The organism is Sphingomonas sp. CFBP 8760 (assembly GCF_014841615.1).
Taxonomy (GTDB): domain Bacteria; phylum Pseudomonadota; class Alphaproteobacteria; order Sphingomonadales; family Sphingomonadaceae; genus Sphingomonas.
In genome coordinates, this window is sequence record NZ_JACYUG010000014.1 from 18,845 (window position 1) to 35,823 (window position 16,979).

The 16,979-nt window shown below is 65.4% G+C and carries 16 protein-coding genes and 2 pseudogenes; 12 read left to right on the forward strand and 6 right to left on the reverse strand.

Features of this window, described 5'->3' with window-relative positions; genetic code table 11:
* Positions 1-6 precede the first annotated feature (6 nt).
* Positions 7-1,152, reverse strand: a complete 1,146-nt coding sequence (locus tag IFT82_RS15470) for a glycoside hydrolase family 43 protein (protein ID WP_342355127.1) — start codon at positions 1,150-1,152, stop codon at positions 7-9.
* A gap of 386 nt (positions 1,153-1,538) precedes the next feature.
* Between IFT82_RS15470 and IFT82_RS15475 the strand changes: the two genes are divergently transcribed.
* The 3 genes from IFT82_RS15475 to IFT82_RS15485 all read left to right on the forward strand — a co-directional run bounded on the left by IFT82_RS15475 (position 1,539) and on the right by IFT82_RS15485 (position 3,789).
* Positions 1,539-2,900, forward strand: a complete 1,362-nt coding sequence (locus IFT82_RS15475) for a PAAR domain-containing protein (RefSeq protein ID WP_192128436.1) — start codon at positions 1,539-1,541, stop codon at positions 2,898-2,900.
* A 65-nt stretch (positions 2,901-2,965) separates the two neighbouring features.
* Complete coding sequence (locus tag IFT82_RS15480; protein WP_192128438.1) at positions 2,966-3,364, forward strand: hypothetical protein; 399 nt, start codon at positions 2,966-2,968, stop codon at positions 3,362-3,364.
* Positions 3,337-3,789: a DcrB-related protein gene (locus IFT82_RS15485; protein ID WP_192128440.1), complete on the forward strand. Its 453-nt coding sequence runs from the start codon at positions 3,337-3,339 to the stop codon at positions 3,787-3,789. The genes IFT82_RS15480 and IFT82_RS15485 overlap by 28 nt, the downstream gene beginning before the upstream one ends.
* Positions 3,790-4,048: 259 nt before the next feature.
* On the opposite strand, the gene IFT82_RS15490 is transcribed toward IFT82_RS15485, so the two are convergent.
* On the reverse strand, positions 4,049-4,462 hold the full coding sequence (locus tag IFT82_RS15490; RefSeq protein WP_342355132.1) for a TNT domain-containing protein: 414 nt from the start codon (positions 4,460-4,462) through the stop codon (positions 4,049-4,051).
* 356 nt (positions 4,463-4,818) lie between these two features.
* Between IFT82_RS15490 and IFT82_RS15495 the strand changes: the two genes are divergently transcribed.
* Positions 4,819-5,709 carry a replication initiator protein A gene (locus IFT82_RS15495; protein WP_192128444.1) on the forward strand — a complete coding sequence of 297 codons (891 nt, stop codon included), beginning with the start codon at positions 4,819-4,821 and terminating at the stop codon, positions 5,707-5,709.
* A gap of 472 nt (positions 5,710-6,181) precedes the next feature.
* Positions 6,182-6,997: a helix-turn-helix domain-containing protein gene (locus tag IFT82_RS15500; protein WP_192128446.1), complete on the forward strand. Its 816-nt coding sequence runs from the start codon at positions 6,182-6,184 to the stop codon at positions 6,995-6,997.
* Positions 6,998-7,184: 187 nt separating this feature from the next.
* On the opposite strand, the gene IFT82_RS15505 is transcribed toward IFT82_RS15500, so the two are convergent.
* The 3 genes from IFT82_RS15505 to IFT82_RS15515 all read right to left on the reverse strand — a co-directional run bounded on the left by IFT82_RS15505 (position 7,185) and on the right by IFT82_RS15515 (position 10,736).
* On the reverse strand, positions 7,185-8,273 hold the full coding sequence (locus tag IFT82_RS15505) for a PepSY-associated TM helix domain-containing protein (RefSeq protein WP_192128448.1): 1,089 nt from the start codon (positions 8,271-8,273) through the stop codon (positions 7,185-7,187).
* Between the two features lie 155 nt (positions 8,274-8,428).
* Positions 8,429-8,875 carry a hypothetical protein gene (locus tag IFT82_RS15510; RefSeq protein WP_192128450.1) on the reverse strand — a complete coding sequence of 149 codons (447 nt, stop codon included), beginning with the start codon at positions 8,873-8,875 and terminating at the stop codon, positions 8,429-8,431.
* A 271-nt stretch (positions 8,876-9,146) separates the two neighbouring features.
* On the reverse strand, positions 9,147-10,736 hold the full coding sequence (locus IFT82_RS15515) for a hypothetical protein (protein WP_192128452.1): 1,590 nt from the start codon (positions 10,734-10,736) through the stop codon (positions 9,147-9,149).
* 490 nt (positions 10,737-11,226) lie between these two features.
* Here IFT82_RS15515 and IFT82_RS21005 point away from each other — a divergent pair.
* The 4 genes and pseudogenes from IFT82_RS21005 to IFT82_RS15535 all read left to right on the forward strand — a co-directional run.
* Positions 11,227-11,885, forward strand: a pseudogene (locus tag IFT82_RS21005) (IS5 family transposase); the annotation flags it as partial.
* 210 nt (positions 11,886-12,095) lie between these two features.
* Positions 12,096-12,188 (forward strand): annotated as a pseudogene (locus IFT82_RS21010) (IS5/IS1182 family transposase); the annotation flags it as partial.
* Positions 12,189-12,511: 323 nt separating this feature from the next.
* Positions 12,512-13,549 carry a hypothetical protein gene (locus IFT82_RS15530; RefSeq protein WP_192128453.1) on the forward strand — a complete coding sequence of 346 codons (1,038 nt, stop codon included), beginning with the start codon at positions 12,512-12,514 and terminating at the stop codon, positions 13,547-13,549.
* Entirely contained in the window at positions 13,546-14,211 is a 666-nt protein-coding gene (locus IFT82_RS15535; protein ID WP_192128454.1) for a hypothetical protein, read from the forward strand. The genes IFT82_RS15530 and IFT82_RS15535 overlap by 4 nt, the downstream gene beginning before the upstream one ends.
* Positions 14,212-14,405: 194 nt before the next feature.
* Here IFT82_RS15535 and IFT82_RS15540 read toward each other — a convergent pair whose 3' ends face one another.
* On the reverse strand, positions 14,406-14,831 hold the full coding sequence (locus IFT82_RS15540) for a hypothetical protein (RefSeq protein WP_342355128.1): 426 nt from the start codon (positions 14,829-14,831) through the stop codon (positions 14,406-14,408).
* A 176-nt stretch (positions 14,832-15,007) separates the two neighbouring features.
* Between IFT82_RS15540 and IFT82_RS15545 the strand changes: the two genes are divergently transcribed.
* The 3 genes from IFT82_RS15545 to IFT82_RS15555 all read left to right on the forward strand — a co-directional run bounded on the left by IFT82_RS15545 (position 15,008) and on the right by IFT82_RS15555 (position 16,971).
* Positions 15,008-15,256 (forward strand): hypothetical protein, encoded by a 249-nt coding sequence (locus IFT82_RS15545; protein ID WP_192128455.1) that lies wholly within the window; start codon positions 15,008-15,010, stop codon positions 15,254-15,256.
* Positions 15,257-15,628: 372 nt separating this feature from the next.
* Positions 15,629-16,426, forward strand: a complete 798-nt coding sequence (locus tag IFT82_RS15550) for a glycosyltransferase family 2 protein (RefSeq protein WP_192128456.1) — start codon at positions 15,629-15,631, stop codon at positions 16,424-16,426.
* A gap of 122 nt (positions 16,427-16,548) precedes the next feature.
* The gene (locus tag IFT82_RS15555) at positions 16,549-16,971 is read left to right on the forward strand and encodes a GtrA family protein (RefSeq protein WP_192128457.1); all 423 of its coding nucleotides are present in this window, start codon (positions 16,549-16,551) and stop codon (positions 16,969-16,971) included.
* Positions 16,972-16,979: the final 8 nt, after the last annotated feature.

Below are 16,979 nucleotides of genomic sequence, written 5' to 3' on the forward strand. Positions count from 1 at the left end.
GCCCCGTCAGCGCGCGAACCAGCCGCGCAGGCGATCGGCCTCCGCCGGGGTGATCGCCATTACCGTGCCGTGCTTGGGCTGGGAGAAATTGGTCGCCTTCATCCGCGAACCCGGATCGTTGAAGCGGCCGATGTCCCGGAACGTCTGGAAATCGGTCGTCTCGGCAAAGCCCATATTGTTGGGCTTCACGCCGAACACGTCGTACATCAGCACATACGTATCGGTGCCGTGGCGCCGCCACAGATTGGGCGCCTCCGCCGCGACGTTCTCCGGATCGACCTTGCGCGGATCGAAGGCGTAGCCGCCGTCGATGCGGGTCGACACGGCTTGCTTGATACTGCCGGGCTTTTCATGCGCGACGTAGAACATGCGGTACTTGCCGCCGATCTTCGTGATGTCGGCATCGATCGTGTTCACCGCGGGCCGGGGATAGTACAGGATCTGCTTCGGCACCGTCGTCAGCGTGGTGAAGGCGGGGTCGGCATAGGCATAGACCATGTAGTTGGGGCCGTTGCCCATCCGGGTGGTGAAATAGACCATCATCCGCTTCTTCGCGGGATCGTAGATCGTCTCCGGCGCCCAGGCATTGCCGGCGTTGCGATAGGCCGGGAACAGCGCGGCGATATCGACCTTCGCCAGCGTCCAGTGCAGCAGGTCATGGCTCTTCATGAACAGCATGTTGCGGTTGTTGCCCCAGCCATAGTCCTTTTCCGGCCGCTCCCACTGGGTCGTCCGCAGCCCTTCGCGCTCGGCGAAGATGTGGAGGTCGGTCATCGACATATAGAAGGCGCCGTCCGGCCCGCGCATGATGTGCGGATCGCGGATGCCCTGCTGGTCGGCGACCGCCCTGCCCCGCAGCACCGGCTCGCCCCCGTTCACATCGGTGAAGCTGTAGCCGTCGGGCGAGGTGGCGAAATGGAGCGAGTGCGTCTCGTCCTTGAAATAGGCGAGCAGATAGGCCGACCGGGCCTCCGCCTTGTCCGCCTTCGGCGCGGGCGTAGCGGCGATGGTCGGGACGATCGCCAGTTGCCGCGGCGCGATGTTCTCCGCCTGCGCCGGGGGCTGGGGTTGAGGCGGGGTCTGGGGCGGGGCGGCAGGCGCCATGGTACCGAACCCCAGCGCGACGGCCGCCCATGCGATGATCGTCTTCACCTTCTCTCCCCCCGATATCGCCCGCGATCGCGTTTGCCGGCATCCTAATTACTCCGACAAATGTTGCAAGCACTGTTGGGCTGGCCGCAATCGGAAAGTCACGAAAGTCGCATGGTACGGCCTTCTTTGGGGAAACCGTGACGTTCGGGATCGCGGGCGGATGAAGGGTTATGGCGCGGCACGGGGACGTAGGACAGGGGGGGGGGCGGCCCGGCGTTCCGCCCGTCTGTAGCCGGTACTTGTATACCTATCGACACGTAGAAATGTTTTCACATCGACATGTAGACATGTTTTTATATCGACATGTCATTTGCTCTTCCACCGGCGGCATACCGGCCACCGTACGACCACAAGTGGACAGATGACGGGCGTGGAGGGTAGCATCCATGGGTATCGCCCAAAGTCTTTTGGGTCATCCGCCATGGATGCCCGGCGACTGGTGGATTATGGTCACGGCCAGCGATCGGGAGTCGTCGATGAGTCACCATGCCGCCGCGCGCGTCACCGACGTTTTCGGCCATGACGCGATGCTCGAAGGCATTGCTCTGGGCGCGGGGATCGCCGTGGGTGCGATGCTGGCCGCCGGGGTGGTGGTGACGGGCGGGCTGGGCGCGCTGGCCGTCGGCGCCGCCATCGCGACGAGCGGCGGGATCGGCGGGTTGATCGGCAAGTCGATGGACGGGCCCGCCACCGGCAGCCTGCAGACCGGTTCGTCCAGTGTGTTCATCAACACGCTGCCGGCCACCATGGTCGAACAGGCGACCGGTGGCTGCGTGAAGGACGGCATGACGCCCAGACGGGTGGCGACCGGTTCGGCCACGGTTTTCAACAACGGCAAGCCGACCGCGCGGGTTACCGAAACGATGGATTGCGGCGCAGTGATCCGGACCGGCTCACCCAACGTCTTTATCGGCGGACCACGCCAGTCGCCGGTCTGTACGGCGCTGCGCGGGGAGGAGACGACGTTCGAGCGTTTCCGCATCGATGCGCAGGCGGCCACGGCCGTCTATGCACCACCTGACGAACGCAAACCGCCTGACGGACACCGGAATGCCACGACCGAGGATCTGGAGCGGCTAAACCTTACTTCCGCGATGCTTGAGCATCCTATCGATCCCAAAACTGGCGAACCATCGGAATTTCGTGCTGCTGTATTTATCGATAAGGCGACTGGTGCCCCTCTAATTTCTTACAAGGGCACAGAGTCTTGGCTTGGCGAGGATATGGGAACCAATGCAAAGCAGAGTTTTGGTGGAGAGACGTTCTATTACAACCATGCACAGCAGATAGCATCACGTGTTGCTGAAGCACCTGCCGGTCGCAATGCACGTCTGACTGGTCATTCGTTGGGGGGAGGGCAAGCCTCTGCGGGGGCGAAAGCATCTGGCCTGCCTGCTACGACATTCAACGCGGCCGGCCTGCATGCACGCACTGTTCCGCATCCGGTATCCACCAATATCGATGCCGTCTATGTCCGTGGCGAACCCTTGCGTACCCTGCAGCGAACGCCTGGCATTCCACAGGCGGCGGCTACCCGAACATGGCCGCTCGACCCGCCAAGCCGGAAGTGGGCGAGCAACGATCCGAGTAGCAAGGTGAAGATGTCTTCCAATCTGCGGGCGACGCAGGCGGGACTGTTGGCGGCGATCGGCAACGGGATGTTGCACATGATGGACAATGTCGAGGCCGCGCTCGCACAACGTCGGACGGAACTGGAGAGTGAACTGCGGAAGGAAGCTTGCCTGTGATACGTCTTGTGCCTGTTCTGTTGGCAGGCATCCTCTGCATAGCCTGTTCGGACAAGGACCCGACGATGAACAAGAAGAACGTCATGCCCATGCTGGGCGCGGTGATGTATTCCGAAACCGAGGAGGTCCGACGTCTCGCCCGGCAGGGCATCGGTCTTGAAGAACGTGATCCTGCCAATCAGGCGACGCCGATGATCACCGCCTCCGATACGGATCAATGGCCGGTAGTCGAAATCCTGATCGATCATGGCGCCGACATATGGGCGCACGATCGGTTTGGTATCACGACCGCACAACGCACGTTCAAAAGCCGCATCCTGCGTGGTTCCGACGAGGATAAGGCGCGGCTTCGCGTGATCGAGAAGTTGAAGGCGCGGGGATATCCGTTTCCGCCACCGGCGCCCGAGCAGGTGCTGGCGCTCGACAAGGCCGGCCAATGGCCACCGCAGGAGGCGGCACGATGACGCAGGTGCAGGGCATGACGATCGCCTGTCCGGAAGGCTGGCTCGACAAGTCGATGCTGGTGCTGAGCGCCGCCCATCCCGGCCCGACGGGGGTGTCGCCCAGCTTCGTCGTCACCCGCGAACTGTTGCTGGACGATCCGGCGCCGGGCGTCGCCAACCGCCTGCACGATTTCGTGGAACGGCAGATCGCGCAGATGCAGGACATGCTGCCCGGGGTGGCGGTCACCCGGCGACAGGCGTCCGGTTCGTCGGTGGACCTGCGGATCGACTGGCTGTCGGACGGCATCGCACTCACCCAGTCGATCACCTATGCCGATGCCGGCGACGACAATGTCATGATCGCGACGGGCACCGCCGCCCGTGCCGATTTCGACGGGGCGGAGCCGGTCTTCCGAACGATGCTGCAGAGTTTCCGGATCGTCTGAACCCGGGCCCGATGGGAATGTCTGTGCCGGCAGGGCCGGGAATGGACCGGGCAAGTGATGAACCGGGAGCGATGGAATGGAGACGATGGGCGCACCGGTGTTCTACCGAGTGGCGTGCGTGGCGCTCCTTGCATCGTTAGTGGCCGGTTGTGGCGAGCGGCAGGATGCGTCGCTCGACCTGATCGACACCGCAATCGACAGCGGATGGCTCCGCACCGATCTCCAGCGCCTTTTCAACCGGCATCGTGAATGTCTGCCATCACCTTCTGGTCGATCCATCGCGTTCGAGGCGCTCCATCAGGTCCGACAGGGCATCGGATTGATGAAGGAATCTCCTGCTATCGGTCTTGAGGCCGCGTTCGAAATAGAATGTCGACCATCCGAGCAACGATTTCTCCATGACATAAGCCTCGTCGACACGGCGGCCCAGCGAATAGGCGTCGGGACGTATACCCCTGTTTTCGGCCTGTTTCAGGAATGTCGATCTGTCCATCGCCTGCAAACGCCTCAGATAGCCTTCGGCCAAAGCCTTTTCGACCGACATGGGTAATTCATATTGCACGCCCTTTCCGGTTTCCCCGAACCACGGGGCTGCCTTGCCGCCCTGGACTTCCATCGGCCTGACGATGTCGAAAGCCGAATATGGCTTCGAGGTAGTACAGGTCATCGACATACGCTGCTGCACTCGTCAGCTGGTTTGTCGACGGGCGGTCGATGCCCGTTCTCGCACGTGGTGCGAGGCGCTGTCTCGTGCGGATGAAGATACATGCCGTATGATCGACACGAAGACATGTCTTCGTGTTGACATCGGTCTTGTCCGGCATCGACCGGGAGATTCCGCACTCCCTCCGCCCCGTCCGAAAAATCATCCGGCAATTTATCCGCGAAAGCACGAATGGCGGGGGGTTTCAGGGGGCGTTGGGGGTGTTTCCCTAGGGGCGGGGGCATCGCTTCGTGCTTTCGCGGATGAATGACCCGGCCGGTATTCGTGCTTTTGCGGATGAATGGGGGTTCGGGGTAGAACGCGCCATGAAGGATCCCAAGCCGACACCGCTCGACCAGCGCGACCTGTTCGCGCTCGACAGCCCGCTGATGACCGAGGTGCGCGGCGAGCGGTCGCTGATGGCGTTTCCCTTCTTCGCGCTGTCCAAGGGCAAGTGGACCCGGCCGCTGGCCTACAAGACCGACACCGTCTCGATCGAGATCGTGCCGACCGCCAAGGGGGTGGCGACGATCTACGACAAGGAGATCGTCCTCTACATCGCCAGCCTGATGGTCAGGAAGCTGGAGGCGGGCGAGGAGGTGAGTCAGGATTTCTACTTCACCGCGCACGACCTGTTCTGCGTCACCGGCAACAACCCGTCGGCGCGCTCCTATGCGCGGCTGTCGCAGGCGCTGGAACGGTTGCAGGGCACACAGATCAAGACCGACATCGAGACCGGGGGCGAAGGCGAGGAAGGCTATTTCTCGTGGCTGTCCGAGGCGCGGCTTTTCTACAGCAAATCCAAGGAGAAGCCCGGCGAGCGCCGGCTGAAGGCGGTGCGGGTGAGGCTGTGCGACTGGCTGTTCCGCGCGATCCTGCGCGACCGGCAGGTGCTGGACTATGCCCCCGCCTATTTCCAGCTCGGCCCCGTCGAGCGGCGCCTGTACGAGATCGCGCGGTCGGGCTGCGTCGACGGCCCGTACGAGCTGGGGCTGGACGATCTGCGGCTGCAACTGGGCTACCAGAACACGCTCGCGCATTTCCGCCACATCCTGAAGGCGGTGATCGAGGCGGATGCGATCCCCGACTACAGCTTCGCCTTTTCGGAGCCGGAGGAGGATGCGGTGCCCGTCGTCACCGGCAAGGGCGGGCGTCGCGGCCGGCCCGCCGGCCTCGCCCGCGTCGTGATCTCGGCCAAGGCGCTGGCGATCGCGTGACGCGAACAGGGGCGATCGCCTGATTCGAATCGGGCGGCCCCGCGTCGCCCGGGATCGTGGCATTTATCCGCGATAGCACGAATCCGGACCCCGGTTCGGGGGCCTTTTATCCGCGATAGCACGAATCGGCGGGGTATTTATCCGCGATAGCACGAACGATTTTCGCCATTCATCCGCGAAAGCACGAACCGTGAACGCTTCCGATGTTGGATTTTTGCTGCGAAGGTCGTCGGCACCGCGGCGATGCCCGCCGCGGCTCAGGGACAAGCGAGCGACCGTGACCACATAAAGGAAAGCCCGGCACGAAGGCCGGGCATCCCAGGGTATCGATGGAGCGACGTCGCCAAACGTCGATCCGGGCCATTCCGAACGGCTCCCTCCATCTACGCCTGTCCGCCCTCCGGATCAAGGATGCGCGTTTCGCGCCACGCCCCCCTCTTGTCTGGTCCCGGCCCTCGCGAAGGGACGGACGATGACGGCGATTACCCTCGGCCAGGCGGCGACGCTGGCGCTTGGCGGCATGCGTGTGCGCGACAGCGGGCGCATGTCCACGCGCGCGACAGCGGCACCGCGCACCCACATCACCGGGGCACCGGTGCGCCGCGACAGCATCGAGGCGGGGACGTTCGAGGATATGTTCTTCGCGGTGCCCGCCAGGGGGGAGTGCGACCGGCTGCTGCGGATCGCGCGGGTGATGCTGGACGCGGGGCGCAAGTTGAAACGGGCTGCGCGGGCCGAGGGCCGCAGCCTCACCCGCAGCGAACGGCTGGTCGCCGCGCTGGGCGCGGGCGCGGTGCGGATCTACGAGGAGCTGCTGACGCTCGCCCGGCTCAACCGCGGTCGCGTCTATCCCAGCTACGATCGGCTGGCGGAGCGCACCGGGCTGGGCCGCGCCACCGTCGCGCGCGGGCTGGCGCAGCTGGAGGCGATCGGGCTGCTCGTCCGCCAGCGCCGGTTCCGCCGGGTCGAGGGCGCCGGGCCGGGGCCGCGCTACGCCCAGACCTCCAACGTCTATCGCCCGACCCCGCCCGCCGGCCTGCCCGCGCGCATCCTCGCGCATCTGCCCCGCTGGATGCAGCCCGCGCCGCTGCCCGACGACGAGATCCAGCGCGAGGCGGACCGGCAGGGGGAGACGCAGGCGATGCTGGCCACCCTGTCGTGCCGGGATCTGGCGCGGGCGACGCTGGGCGGGCCGCTGGGCCGGATGCTGGCGCGGCTGGGGGCCGGCATCGATCGACGGGCGTGCGAGTCTCATAGAGAGCCTCAACCCCTAACTGATTCACTTTGAACAAACCGAATGAGCCGGCCTAGACGACCGGCACCACATTGAAGGAGACCCAGCAAACCCATTACAAAGAAACCAAGCGCGGAGTGCCGGCTACGCCGTCACATGCTCCCTAGAAGGAGCAAGCGGCTGGTGGTGTGGCCATCAGGGGGGACGGTGGCCGTCATCCTGTCGGAAGGACGGCAGCCGATCATCGACGGCTGGCCCAGCGCAGCCATCCGGTTGCAGCCAGCCCCGTCGCCATCAGCCCGGACAACAACACCAGGATGCGGCCGGCCATGCCCAGCGCCTCGCCGCCATGGAGCGGATGCAGCCAGTCGAGCAGGATATCGCCACCGCGCTCGTGTTCCCCGTCGCGCACCGCCAGGATCGACCCCGTCCACGGGTCCAGCCAGACATTGGTGCGCGGGAAACGCCGGCTGGGTTCGGCCGGCCGGGCGAGGTTGATCCGGACCACGCCGTCGGGCGTGGCCGGGGTTTCGATCCAGGCCGGTACCGCATCGGGGAAACGCTTGATCGCGCGCGCCACCAGCCGGTCGAGCGGAATCGGGGGGCCGGGCCGGGGCAGGGTGATGAGGGCGGGGGCGTGGAACAGCGGCCCCAGCCGGGCCAGAGCAGAGCGCAGCTGATCGGGAAAGGCCAGCAGCACCCCGGTCACCACCACCACGAGCAACAGGGGCGCGCCGGCCAGCCCGATCAGCTTGTGGAGATCGTAGAGCCGCCGGATCGGCGCCGCACGGCGCTTCAGATGCAGTGCACGCCGCCACTGGCCCGGGCGCGGCCACCAGGCGACCAGCCCGGTCAGCAGCAGGAACGCCAGCGCGATGCCGGCCAGCCCCATCACCGTCTCCCCCGTCCGCCCGGCGAGCAATTGCCAGTGCAGTGCATAGATCCAGCTGGTCGGATATTCCCCCCAGAAGCCGGCGCGGACCGTGCGCAGGTCGCGCGGGTCGAGCCACAGCATCAGCGGCGCGAAATCCCGGTCCGCGGTCTCGACCGGGCGATAATAGCGCACCGGGATCGGGCCGCCCGCTGGCGTCACCTCGATCCGCCAGGCGCCGGGGCGGTCGGGATGATCGCGGCGCAGCGCGTCGTACACCGCCTGCCACGACGACGGGCGGCTCCCCGTCGGCACCGCGCGCAACGCGGGCACCAGCGCCCGGTCCAGCTCGGGATAGAAGGCGAGGATGCTGCCGGTGAGGCCCGACACCACGAACAACAGCCCCAGCGACAGGCCGAGCCACAGATGCACGCGCCGGGCGATGATGCGCAGCGTCATCGCCGCGCGCCTCCGGATCTAAGGAGGATAGGCATGGCGAAGGTGCCGACACGCGGCACCCCCGGGAACGGGGAGATCGGAAACGGGAAGATCATGGCCACCGGACAGGATGCGAGGGCAGGGGCCATCGCCACCCGGCAGGGCGGCGGGGCCGGCTATCGTCGGATCGGCAGCGGGGCGGGCGGTGCCTGCGAGGGGGGCCGCAGATACGGCACGCGCCGCCCGGCCTGCGGGGGCGGTGTCGCCAGCGCGACCGCCGCGACCCATGCGAGCGCCGCCCCCAACAGCACCGGATCGACCCCCCCGAGCAGCGGCGCCGACAGGCCGGCAAAGGCGCAGGCCTGCCCGCCGCCCTGATTGTCGCCCGGACCGTCGTGGCGGCCATCGCCGTGCGATCGCTGGCCATGCGCGGCTGGATGCGGGGATGCGCGCGCGCGGTCGCCATCCGCCATGCCGGTCATGGGTGCAGCGCCGGTCGCATCGGGGCAGACGACGATCGCGAACCGGCCGGCCTCGACGACCGGCATATGGCCCGCCGGGATCAGCAGCCGCATCGCCAGCACCGCGAGGCAGAACGGCAGCCACCATCGTCGGTCGATCATGACGAGGCGGCGAAAGGCTTGCACCGCATGGGGTTAGCGCTCCGTGGGGCGGCTGTCACCGCCGGTGATCAAACTGCCGACATGTCGACACGTCGATCATCCGACAGGTCGGATCGGTCCGATGCATGCCGGAGGCCGGGACATGACGACGCAAACCCAGCCTGTCGTCGTTGCGAGCGTAACGAAGCAATCCAGAGCTTCGCGAACCGGGCTCTGGATTGCTTCGCTACGCTCGCAATGACGGGCTGGGTCGAGCCGGTGCCGTCGCGCCTCAGCGCAGCAGATACACGGCGTAATTCTCGTCGGTCTGCGCGGGGGCGTAGGAGACGAGGTGCGTCGTCGCCGCGAGGAAATCCCGCGCTTGCCGCGGCGTGACGGAGAAGGTGATCCGGTAGCCCTCGCTCTCCACCTTCGCTGGCGCAGCCGGGTCGGGCGCCCGGCGCAGCATGATGACGACCGACCGGCCGGTGCGCTGGCGCAATTGCCGGGCGGTGGCGAGCATCTCGCCCAGGCTGAGGTCCTCGTCCTCGAAGAAGGTGAAGTGGACGACCCGCCCGAAGGTGCGCTGGCGCAGCAGCCAGATCGGGTTGGGGGCGTAATAGCCGAGCGCCTCGACCATCACGTCGGGATTGCTCATGACGATGGCGCGGCGCAGGTCGGGCCGGTGCAGCAGCCGCCCGAGTTCCGCGGCGCGGCTGTAGACGCCCTCGTTGGCGGTCTGATAGCCCAGCTGGATGACGGCATAGCTCACCTGGATCGCCAGCAGCAGCGCCGTCAGCAGGGAGGCCGGGGCGGCGATCCGCCGGGCGCGCGCCTCCGCCGGGCCGGACCAGCGGCCCCCGTGCCCGCGCGCGACCATCCAGTGCAGCGACAGCACGAACGGAAACAGCAGCGCGACATGCCGGTATCCACCGGGATACACGAAGTGGAAGAACAGCAGCAGCGCCAGCGTCACGGCCAGCCCGCCCGCCAGCCCGCCGGGCGTCCGGGCCAGGCTGAACGGCAGGGCGAGGACCAGCACGATCAGCAGGACGTCGGTCGCCGGCCGCCATTGCCACATGAACATCGGCAGCAGGCTGCAATAATAGTCCACCATCTGCACGCTGGCGCGCAGCACCGCGCCGGGGCCGATCTCGTGCAGGTGCGGGGATACCGCCGCGTCCTGATAGGGGGGATAGACGGTCGCGAAGCACAGCAGCGCGCCCAGTCCCGCGCACCCCGCCGCCACCGCCCAGGCGCGCAGCGCGGGGGTCCACCGCCAGCCATCGACCGTCAGCAGTTCGACCAGCCAGAACAGCAGCAGCCCGCCCGCGAGCAGCACCGAGGGGACGTTGGTGTTGCAGAGCAGGAACAGCAACGCCCCCGGCCACCAGCCCCTGCTCCGACCCTGCCCCCGGACCTGCCGCGGATCGTAGCGGTCGGCGAACAGGAACAGCAGCAGCGCGCTCATCCCGTAATTGCGGGCGACCGCGGTATATTCGAACACCATCCATTCGCCGAACAGCGCCAGCGCGACGACCAGCCCCCGGAACGGCGCGCGGAACGCCAGCATCGCGGCCGCGCCGATCCCGATGACCGCCGCGATCGCCGGCAACACCTCGCGAACTGGCACGATCATGTGCGCGGCGCGCAGCAGGATGTACCAGATCGCCGGGTGCCCCTCGCCGTGGATGGTGCGCAGCATCGCGACCATGTCGGCGCCGCTGAGCGCGAGCGTGAACGCCCGCACCTCGTCGCGCCACATCACATGCGTCGCGACGAAATAGCCGGCCAGCACCAGCCACGCGGCGAACAGCGCCACCCGCGCCCGCGGATCGGGCCTGCGCGCATCGGCATCCGGCGGGCTGAACAGATCGGTCATCCCCCGATCCTGTAGGCAGGGATGGTTAGCGTCGCGCTAACGGTGTTTCCGGCGGGAGGAGGTTCGAAATTTTACGCCAAGCGCCGTGGCCATCCCGATCGGGATCGAGTTTTCGAAAAATCTTGGCTGGCGTAGCCCCCTGTATGATGTGCGTAGCTTGAAGTATCTTTCTGGCAGAACCGTTCTATGGCAATCGCGGATGTTATTAAATCTTTGTGAGATTTATACATCGTCATGCATACGTTCCTCGGCGAGACACTTAATGCCGGCTAAGCAGGGGCACGAACCTCAATTTTTATACAGTTTTGCCGTCCGCATAAGCGAAGGCGCTACTTTCGGGCTGGGCACGAATATCACTTGGAATGCGTATTTGCGCACGCTCTACAATCAACAGAACGCAGCATTTTCACGTCTAGGGTCCAAACCCAAGCAGCGGGTTGAAGGAGGGCGATTTTCCTGATTCACATGTGATGTGGGTCAAGAGAGGTGCGTGATGGCGCTGTTCTGGTTGTCGGACGAGGCGTGGGCGGTGACCGAACCGCATCTGCCGAAGAACCAGCCCGGCGCACGGCGGGTCGATGACCGCCGGGTGATCCCGGGCATCCTGCACGTGCTGAAGGTTGGTTGCCGCTGGTGCGACTGCCCGCCCGATTATGGTCCGTCGATAACGATCTACAACCGCTTCAACCGCTGGTCGCATCGCGGCTTCTGGCTGAAGCTGCTCGATGCCTTGCTCGATACCGGCGCGGTGACGAAAAGCACCTCGATCGACAGCACCTACGTTAAGGCACAGCGTGCCGCATTCGGCGCAAAAGGGGGCGCTCGGCGCAAGCAATCGGCCGCTCGCGCGGTGGCTGGACGACCAAGGTCCATGCACTCACCGACGTCATCGGCCGTCCGTACGCGCTGATGCTGACGGCCGGCAATGTCAGCGATGTGAAGGCGGCACCGGTGCTTCTCGAACGCGCCAGGCGCATGCGCTACCTGTCCGGCGACAAAGGCCACGATGCCGACCGGCTGCGGCGCTCGCTGCGCGATGCAGGGGCCGTCCCCGTCATTCCAGGCCGACGCAACCGCAAGCGTGCCATCCGCTACGACAAAGACCGCTATCGCAGCCGTCACCTCATCGAAAACGCCTTCTGTCGTCTCAATCCTGTCCTGAGCGTGTCATGCGGGGTCCGTAGACACGGCCCCAGGCAACTGTCCGGGGTTTGGGAAGACGGATGTGGCCCTGCTCAGGAACGGTCTTTGTCGACCGGCTTGTCGAACGGCCTCACATCCGCCGCCTGAGTCGGGTGGCCACCCGGCTCAGGCACCTTGCTGATTACACCATTCCACACAGACAAGCTTGCCGAAGGGGACTTTCGCCGGGTCGCCACCCGCTACGACACGCTCGCCGCCAACTTCCTCTCAGGTGTCGCGCTTGCAACCGCCACCGCGTTCTGGCTCTGAATAAGTCTGAGCCCTAAAAGCTGGACTGGGTTTTTCGACGTCTTGCAAAGATTCATAATCCGATTTTCTTGTAAACTAAATTTCTCATCATTCACCATACCGAGGTATTAACGCGCAATATCTTATCGGTGCGACGAAGTATTTTACCTCACGCCCAACGATTTTGGTTTGGCGCGGCCACCGTCCCTTGCACCGCTGGTGCTGTACATTGATCGCGTAGGGGAGGAATCGATCTACGGATACGTCCAGGATTTCGTACGTTAGGCGAAACGATCATCATCATGATACCGTGCGCCGATGGGCTCGATATACAGGACGGACATATGACGAGAAGGGTCGACGAGTTTCGCTTCCAGGTATCGGATTCGATCGATCTCTGGCAGGCCAACGTCGCCAATCCGTACATACGGGCCTATAACGCCGCCTATAAGACGTACAACCAGACGCTCGAAACGCAGAAGTCGAGCGACAAGGAGAGGGCTGAGCTGCTCGTGTCGGCAGCGGCGATCATGCCGGGCTCCTTCCTGATCGCGACGGCGGCGACGGGATCGCTGCGGGTGCTGGCGCATCGTGCCATGCTGAAGACGCTGTCGATGAACAACCTTACCCGAGTACTCGGCGGCTACAACGCCGCCACCAACAACGCGACCCTCAAATTCGCGTTCGGTGGCCTGCTTGACCTAGCCAAGGGGCAGATGAACGACGGCATCAAGAAGATCGCGGTCAATGCCGCCACGATGAGTCAGAACACTCTGACCGATGATCCGCTGGACCGGGACAAGCATCTCGACAGTTTCTTCAAGAACCACAAGGTGGCGCTGACCGACGCGGCATCGCTGATCGAGGGATCCTCGGTGCCGGAGGCCGAAAAGGTGCGCCAGTTCGCCGCGCTGAAGGCGGCCCCGCTGGCGTGCCGGCCGCAGGGAAAGATCGACAAGGACGCTCTGGCACCCAAGATCGAGCTCGGCCTGTATATGATGGCACTGCTGGAGAGTGATTTCCTGTTGGTCACCCCCGCCCACGCGCCCAACAGCTATGGCGCATCACCCCGCCCGATCCGCACGCCGATCAACGTCATGCCCAAGGATGTGCAGCATTATCCCAAGGCAAGTATGCCCAAGGTCGGCATCGGCGTGATCGGCCAGTCGCAGTCGATTGGTATCGACCGGCCTGGCAGCGACGTGGAAAACCGGATCGACGAGTTGTGCAAGATCGTGCTGAAGCGTCCTTTCTACGCCAAGAGCGGCTTGTTCGGCAAGGATCCGACGCTCAAGGCGGGCGAGCTTCGCCAAGCGCAGGACGTGCTGGAAACGCTTTCCAAGCATCTTTCCCCAATGGTCGCGCTGGGGCTGAAATCGTGAAGCCGCGCCTTGTCGTCGTGTTTTCGGCGCTCGTGACCCTGTTGTCCGCCGGCTGCTCGGCCGACGCGGGCGGGGCAAAGGCCGGCGGCGAGACGCCCCGCGCCCAGCTCGCGCGGCAGGTGGATGGCGTGCGCGCCTGCGCCACGCTCGTCGCGGCCTCGGGTCCGCTCGAGTTCAGCGAAAACCTGATGGCATCCGCCAGCATCGAGGCGCTGGTGGCCGCCGGGCTGATCGCGCGCGAACCGCTGTCCGGTGACGACGGTCGGCCACGCGTGCGGATCGTGGCCGGGCCGAACGGTAAGGCCGATGTGCGCCTGGCCACCGGAGAGGACGGCGCGGCCTCGCCCGCGTTGTGTTTTGGCACGCGCCGCCTCGCCAGCGTGCGCACCGAAAGCGACGGCGCCGGCGGGGAGCGGATGCGCTACAGCTACCAAATCGTCGACGCGCCCGACTGGACACGCGATCCGGCGATCCGAAGTGCGTTCCCCTTCATGGTTCGCCTGCTTGACGGCACGCATGAGGCCGACGCTGCCGCCTTCAAGACGGATGGCCAGTGGCGCATCCCCGGCGATCCCCGCGCCGGGACGATGGCCGATATCGGCAACAAGGGCTTTTTCCCCTGTCCCGTTCCCGATCCCGATCCGGCGAGCCCCTGCACCTGACCATTGGTTCGACCCCGCCCGTGGTCCGGTTGCGGGCGGCCGTATCGATCGCCGGGCGAGGTCCCGAAGCCGTCGCTGCCACTGAACCGTCGACCAAGACATCGATGGTAGATCAGCGGTCGTAAATCGGTGTTGGGCGTGTGGCGCTTTAGGCCATGCATCGTCGGTAGGATCACGTAGGGCCGATGCCCTCATCAAAAGCCTGCATATAGCGACCGGCTGTCATCAAGCATGCTGACGGGAGTGGGGCTGATCCAGTCGGCGCCGCGCTCGGGATAGGGGCCGTAGAAGAGATCGCCCAGCGCCCGGCGGTAATGCGCGTTCATCCATCGCCGGCGCCGATGCTCGGGGTCGTCATGGATCATGTGACAGCGCTGGCAGAGCGCGGCGAGCTGGTGGAACGCGCTGTCGCTGGGATCATGGTTCAGATGCGCACAGGCCAGCACCACCGGTGTCCATGCGCCGTCGGTCAGGATGTCCTCGGTTGGGCGTCGCACCAGCCGGCCTTGGCCGTTGCGCCAGTACAGCCGGTCCCGATCCCACCAGCGGCCGTCGCCGAGGTGGAAGACGCGTTTCCCGTGCGGGCGGCCGCAATGCCCGCAGCGCCCACCGGCACGCACGAAGCGGACATGATGGGACAGCTTGACGGTGGCGCGGCAAGCGCTTGGTTGGGTGATCGTGCAGGAACGGCCGCCTATCACTACGCCACGAGGATGGAGTGGCTGTGATGGGCTTTGTCGATCGGGTGAACCGAGCCTTTTTTCGCCGCCTCCGTGCGCGGTCTCCACGGTACGCTGTGAAGACGGACGCGGTTCGCGTAACGCATCCGGACGGGCGCGACTATCGGCTACTCTTCGCCGATCTGACGACGGCAACGCTCCACCATCGCGATGTCTATGCGTACGACGCGATCATCCTGGCGCTTGGCTTTACGAATGGAGAAACGATCGAATTTGCCCAAGACGATCCGGACTGGGAACAGTTGGTCCATGCACTTGATCGCAGCGGACGCATTGGCGAGCCTTCCAACATATGGCAGCTTTAGGCGATTGGCGATGGTGACGGAGCGCCCGTGCGGCATCTGCCCATCACGTAACCGGCCGATCGCGGTCGTAGTGGTGGACCGGCTTTCCCAAAACGTGTTCCCGAACGAATTTTCTTAGAACTGCCTGTTTTACATGGAGAAACGGAGCGCTCCGCAAATGAGGGTTTGCGTAGCGATCCCCGATTCTGCCCGATCGTCGGTGATCGATGTCATCCGACCCGCCACCCGGTCCATGCGCCGCAAGGGGATGTGGCGTGGCATAGGCTTCCGGACATCCCCTCACCGGTCCCCGTTTACCGGGTTTTTAACGCTTCCGCCCGATAGCGGTGGCGGACAGGGGCGGATGCCTCGCTGGCAGGGACGTGACGGGCGATGATCGACGGGCGCAAGGTCGCGGTGGTGTTGCCTGCCTATAACGCCGCCCTGACCCTGCGTCGCACCGTCGCCGAGATCCCGCGCGATATCGTCGACGACGTGATCCTGATCGACGATTACAGCCGCGACGACACGATCGCGGTCGCGCGCGAACTGGGGCTGCACATCGTCTGCCACCCCGCGAACCGGGGTTACGGCGGCAACCAGAAATCCTGTTACGAAACGGCGCTGACCCGGGGCGCGGATATCGTGGTGATGCTGCACCCGGACTATCAATATTCGCCGCGGCTGGTGCGGGCGATGGCGGCGATGATCGCCAGCGGCCATTACGACGCGGTGTTCGCGTCGCGCATCCTGGGGCAGGGCGCGCTGGCGGGGGGGATGCCGCTGTACAAATACGTCGCCAACCGGATGCTGACCGCGTTCCAGAATCTGGTGATGGGGCAGAAGCTGTCCGAATATCATACCGGCTACCGCGCCTGGAGTCGGACGGTGCTGGAGCGGTTGCCGCTCCGGACCTGTTCGGACGATTTCGTGTTCGACAACCAGATGGTCGCGCAGACCACGTGGTTCGGGTTCCGGATCGGCGAGATATCATGCCCGACCCGCTATTTCGCCGAGGCGTCGAGCATCGATTTCCGCCGCAGCTGCACCTATGGGCTGGGCGTGCTGGGCACCGCGATCGCCTATCGCCTCGCCCGCTGGGGGCTGCGCCCGTCGGCGCTGTTCGCGGTCGAGGACGAGACGCTGCTGATGCCGGCGCCAGCGCCGGTGCCGATACGGGTAGCAGCCTGATCCGACAATCATACCTGTCGTCGTGTCGACAGGTATGATTGTCGATCGGTAGGCCGTTGCTCCCCGATCCCATGCTGCGTGCTTAACGTCTCTTTTAAATCCGTCACTTATGACGGGCGGCGATGCCGAACACGCCAAGCCAGGGGCGCCACGCCCGGATTCGCGAACTGGCCCGGTACGGGGCGGTGGGCGTCGGTCTCGTCGTCATCGAATACGCCCTCTACATTCCCATCGTCCATCTGTGGCCGCAGGCGGTGCTGCCGGCGCATCTGCTGGCGCGCGTCGTCGCCGGGGTCGCGGGTTTCGTGGGGCATTCGCGCTTCTCCTTCGGGCTGGCCGACCTCCGTCCCCGCGACGGGGTGCGCTATGCGCTGATCGTGATCGTCAACATGGCGCTGGCCGCGCTGCTGCTGATGACGCTGCTGCCGCTGCTCGGCCCGCTGGTCGCCAAGCTAGCGAGTGACGGCGCGGTGATCGCGGCAGGCTATATCGCGGGTCGCCGGCTGGTCTTCGCGCGGCCGGCCCGGCGGGAGGCGATCCCGTGAACATGCCC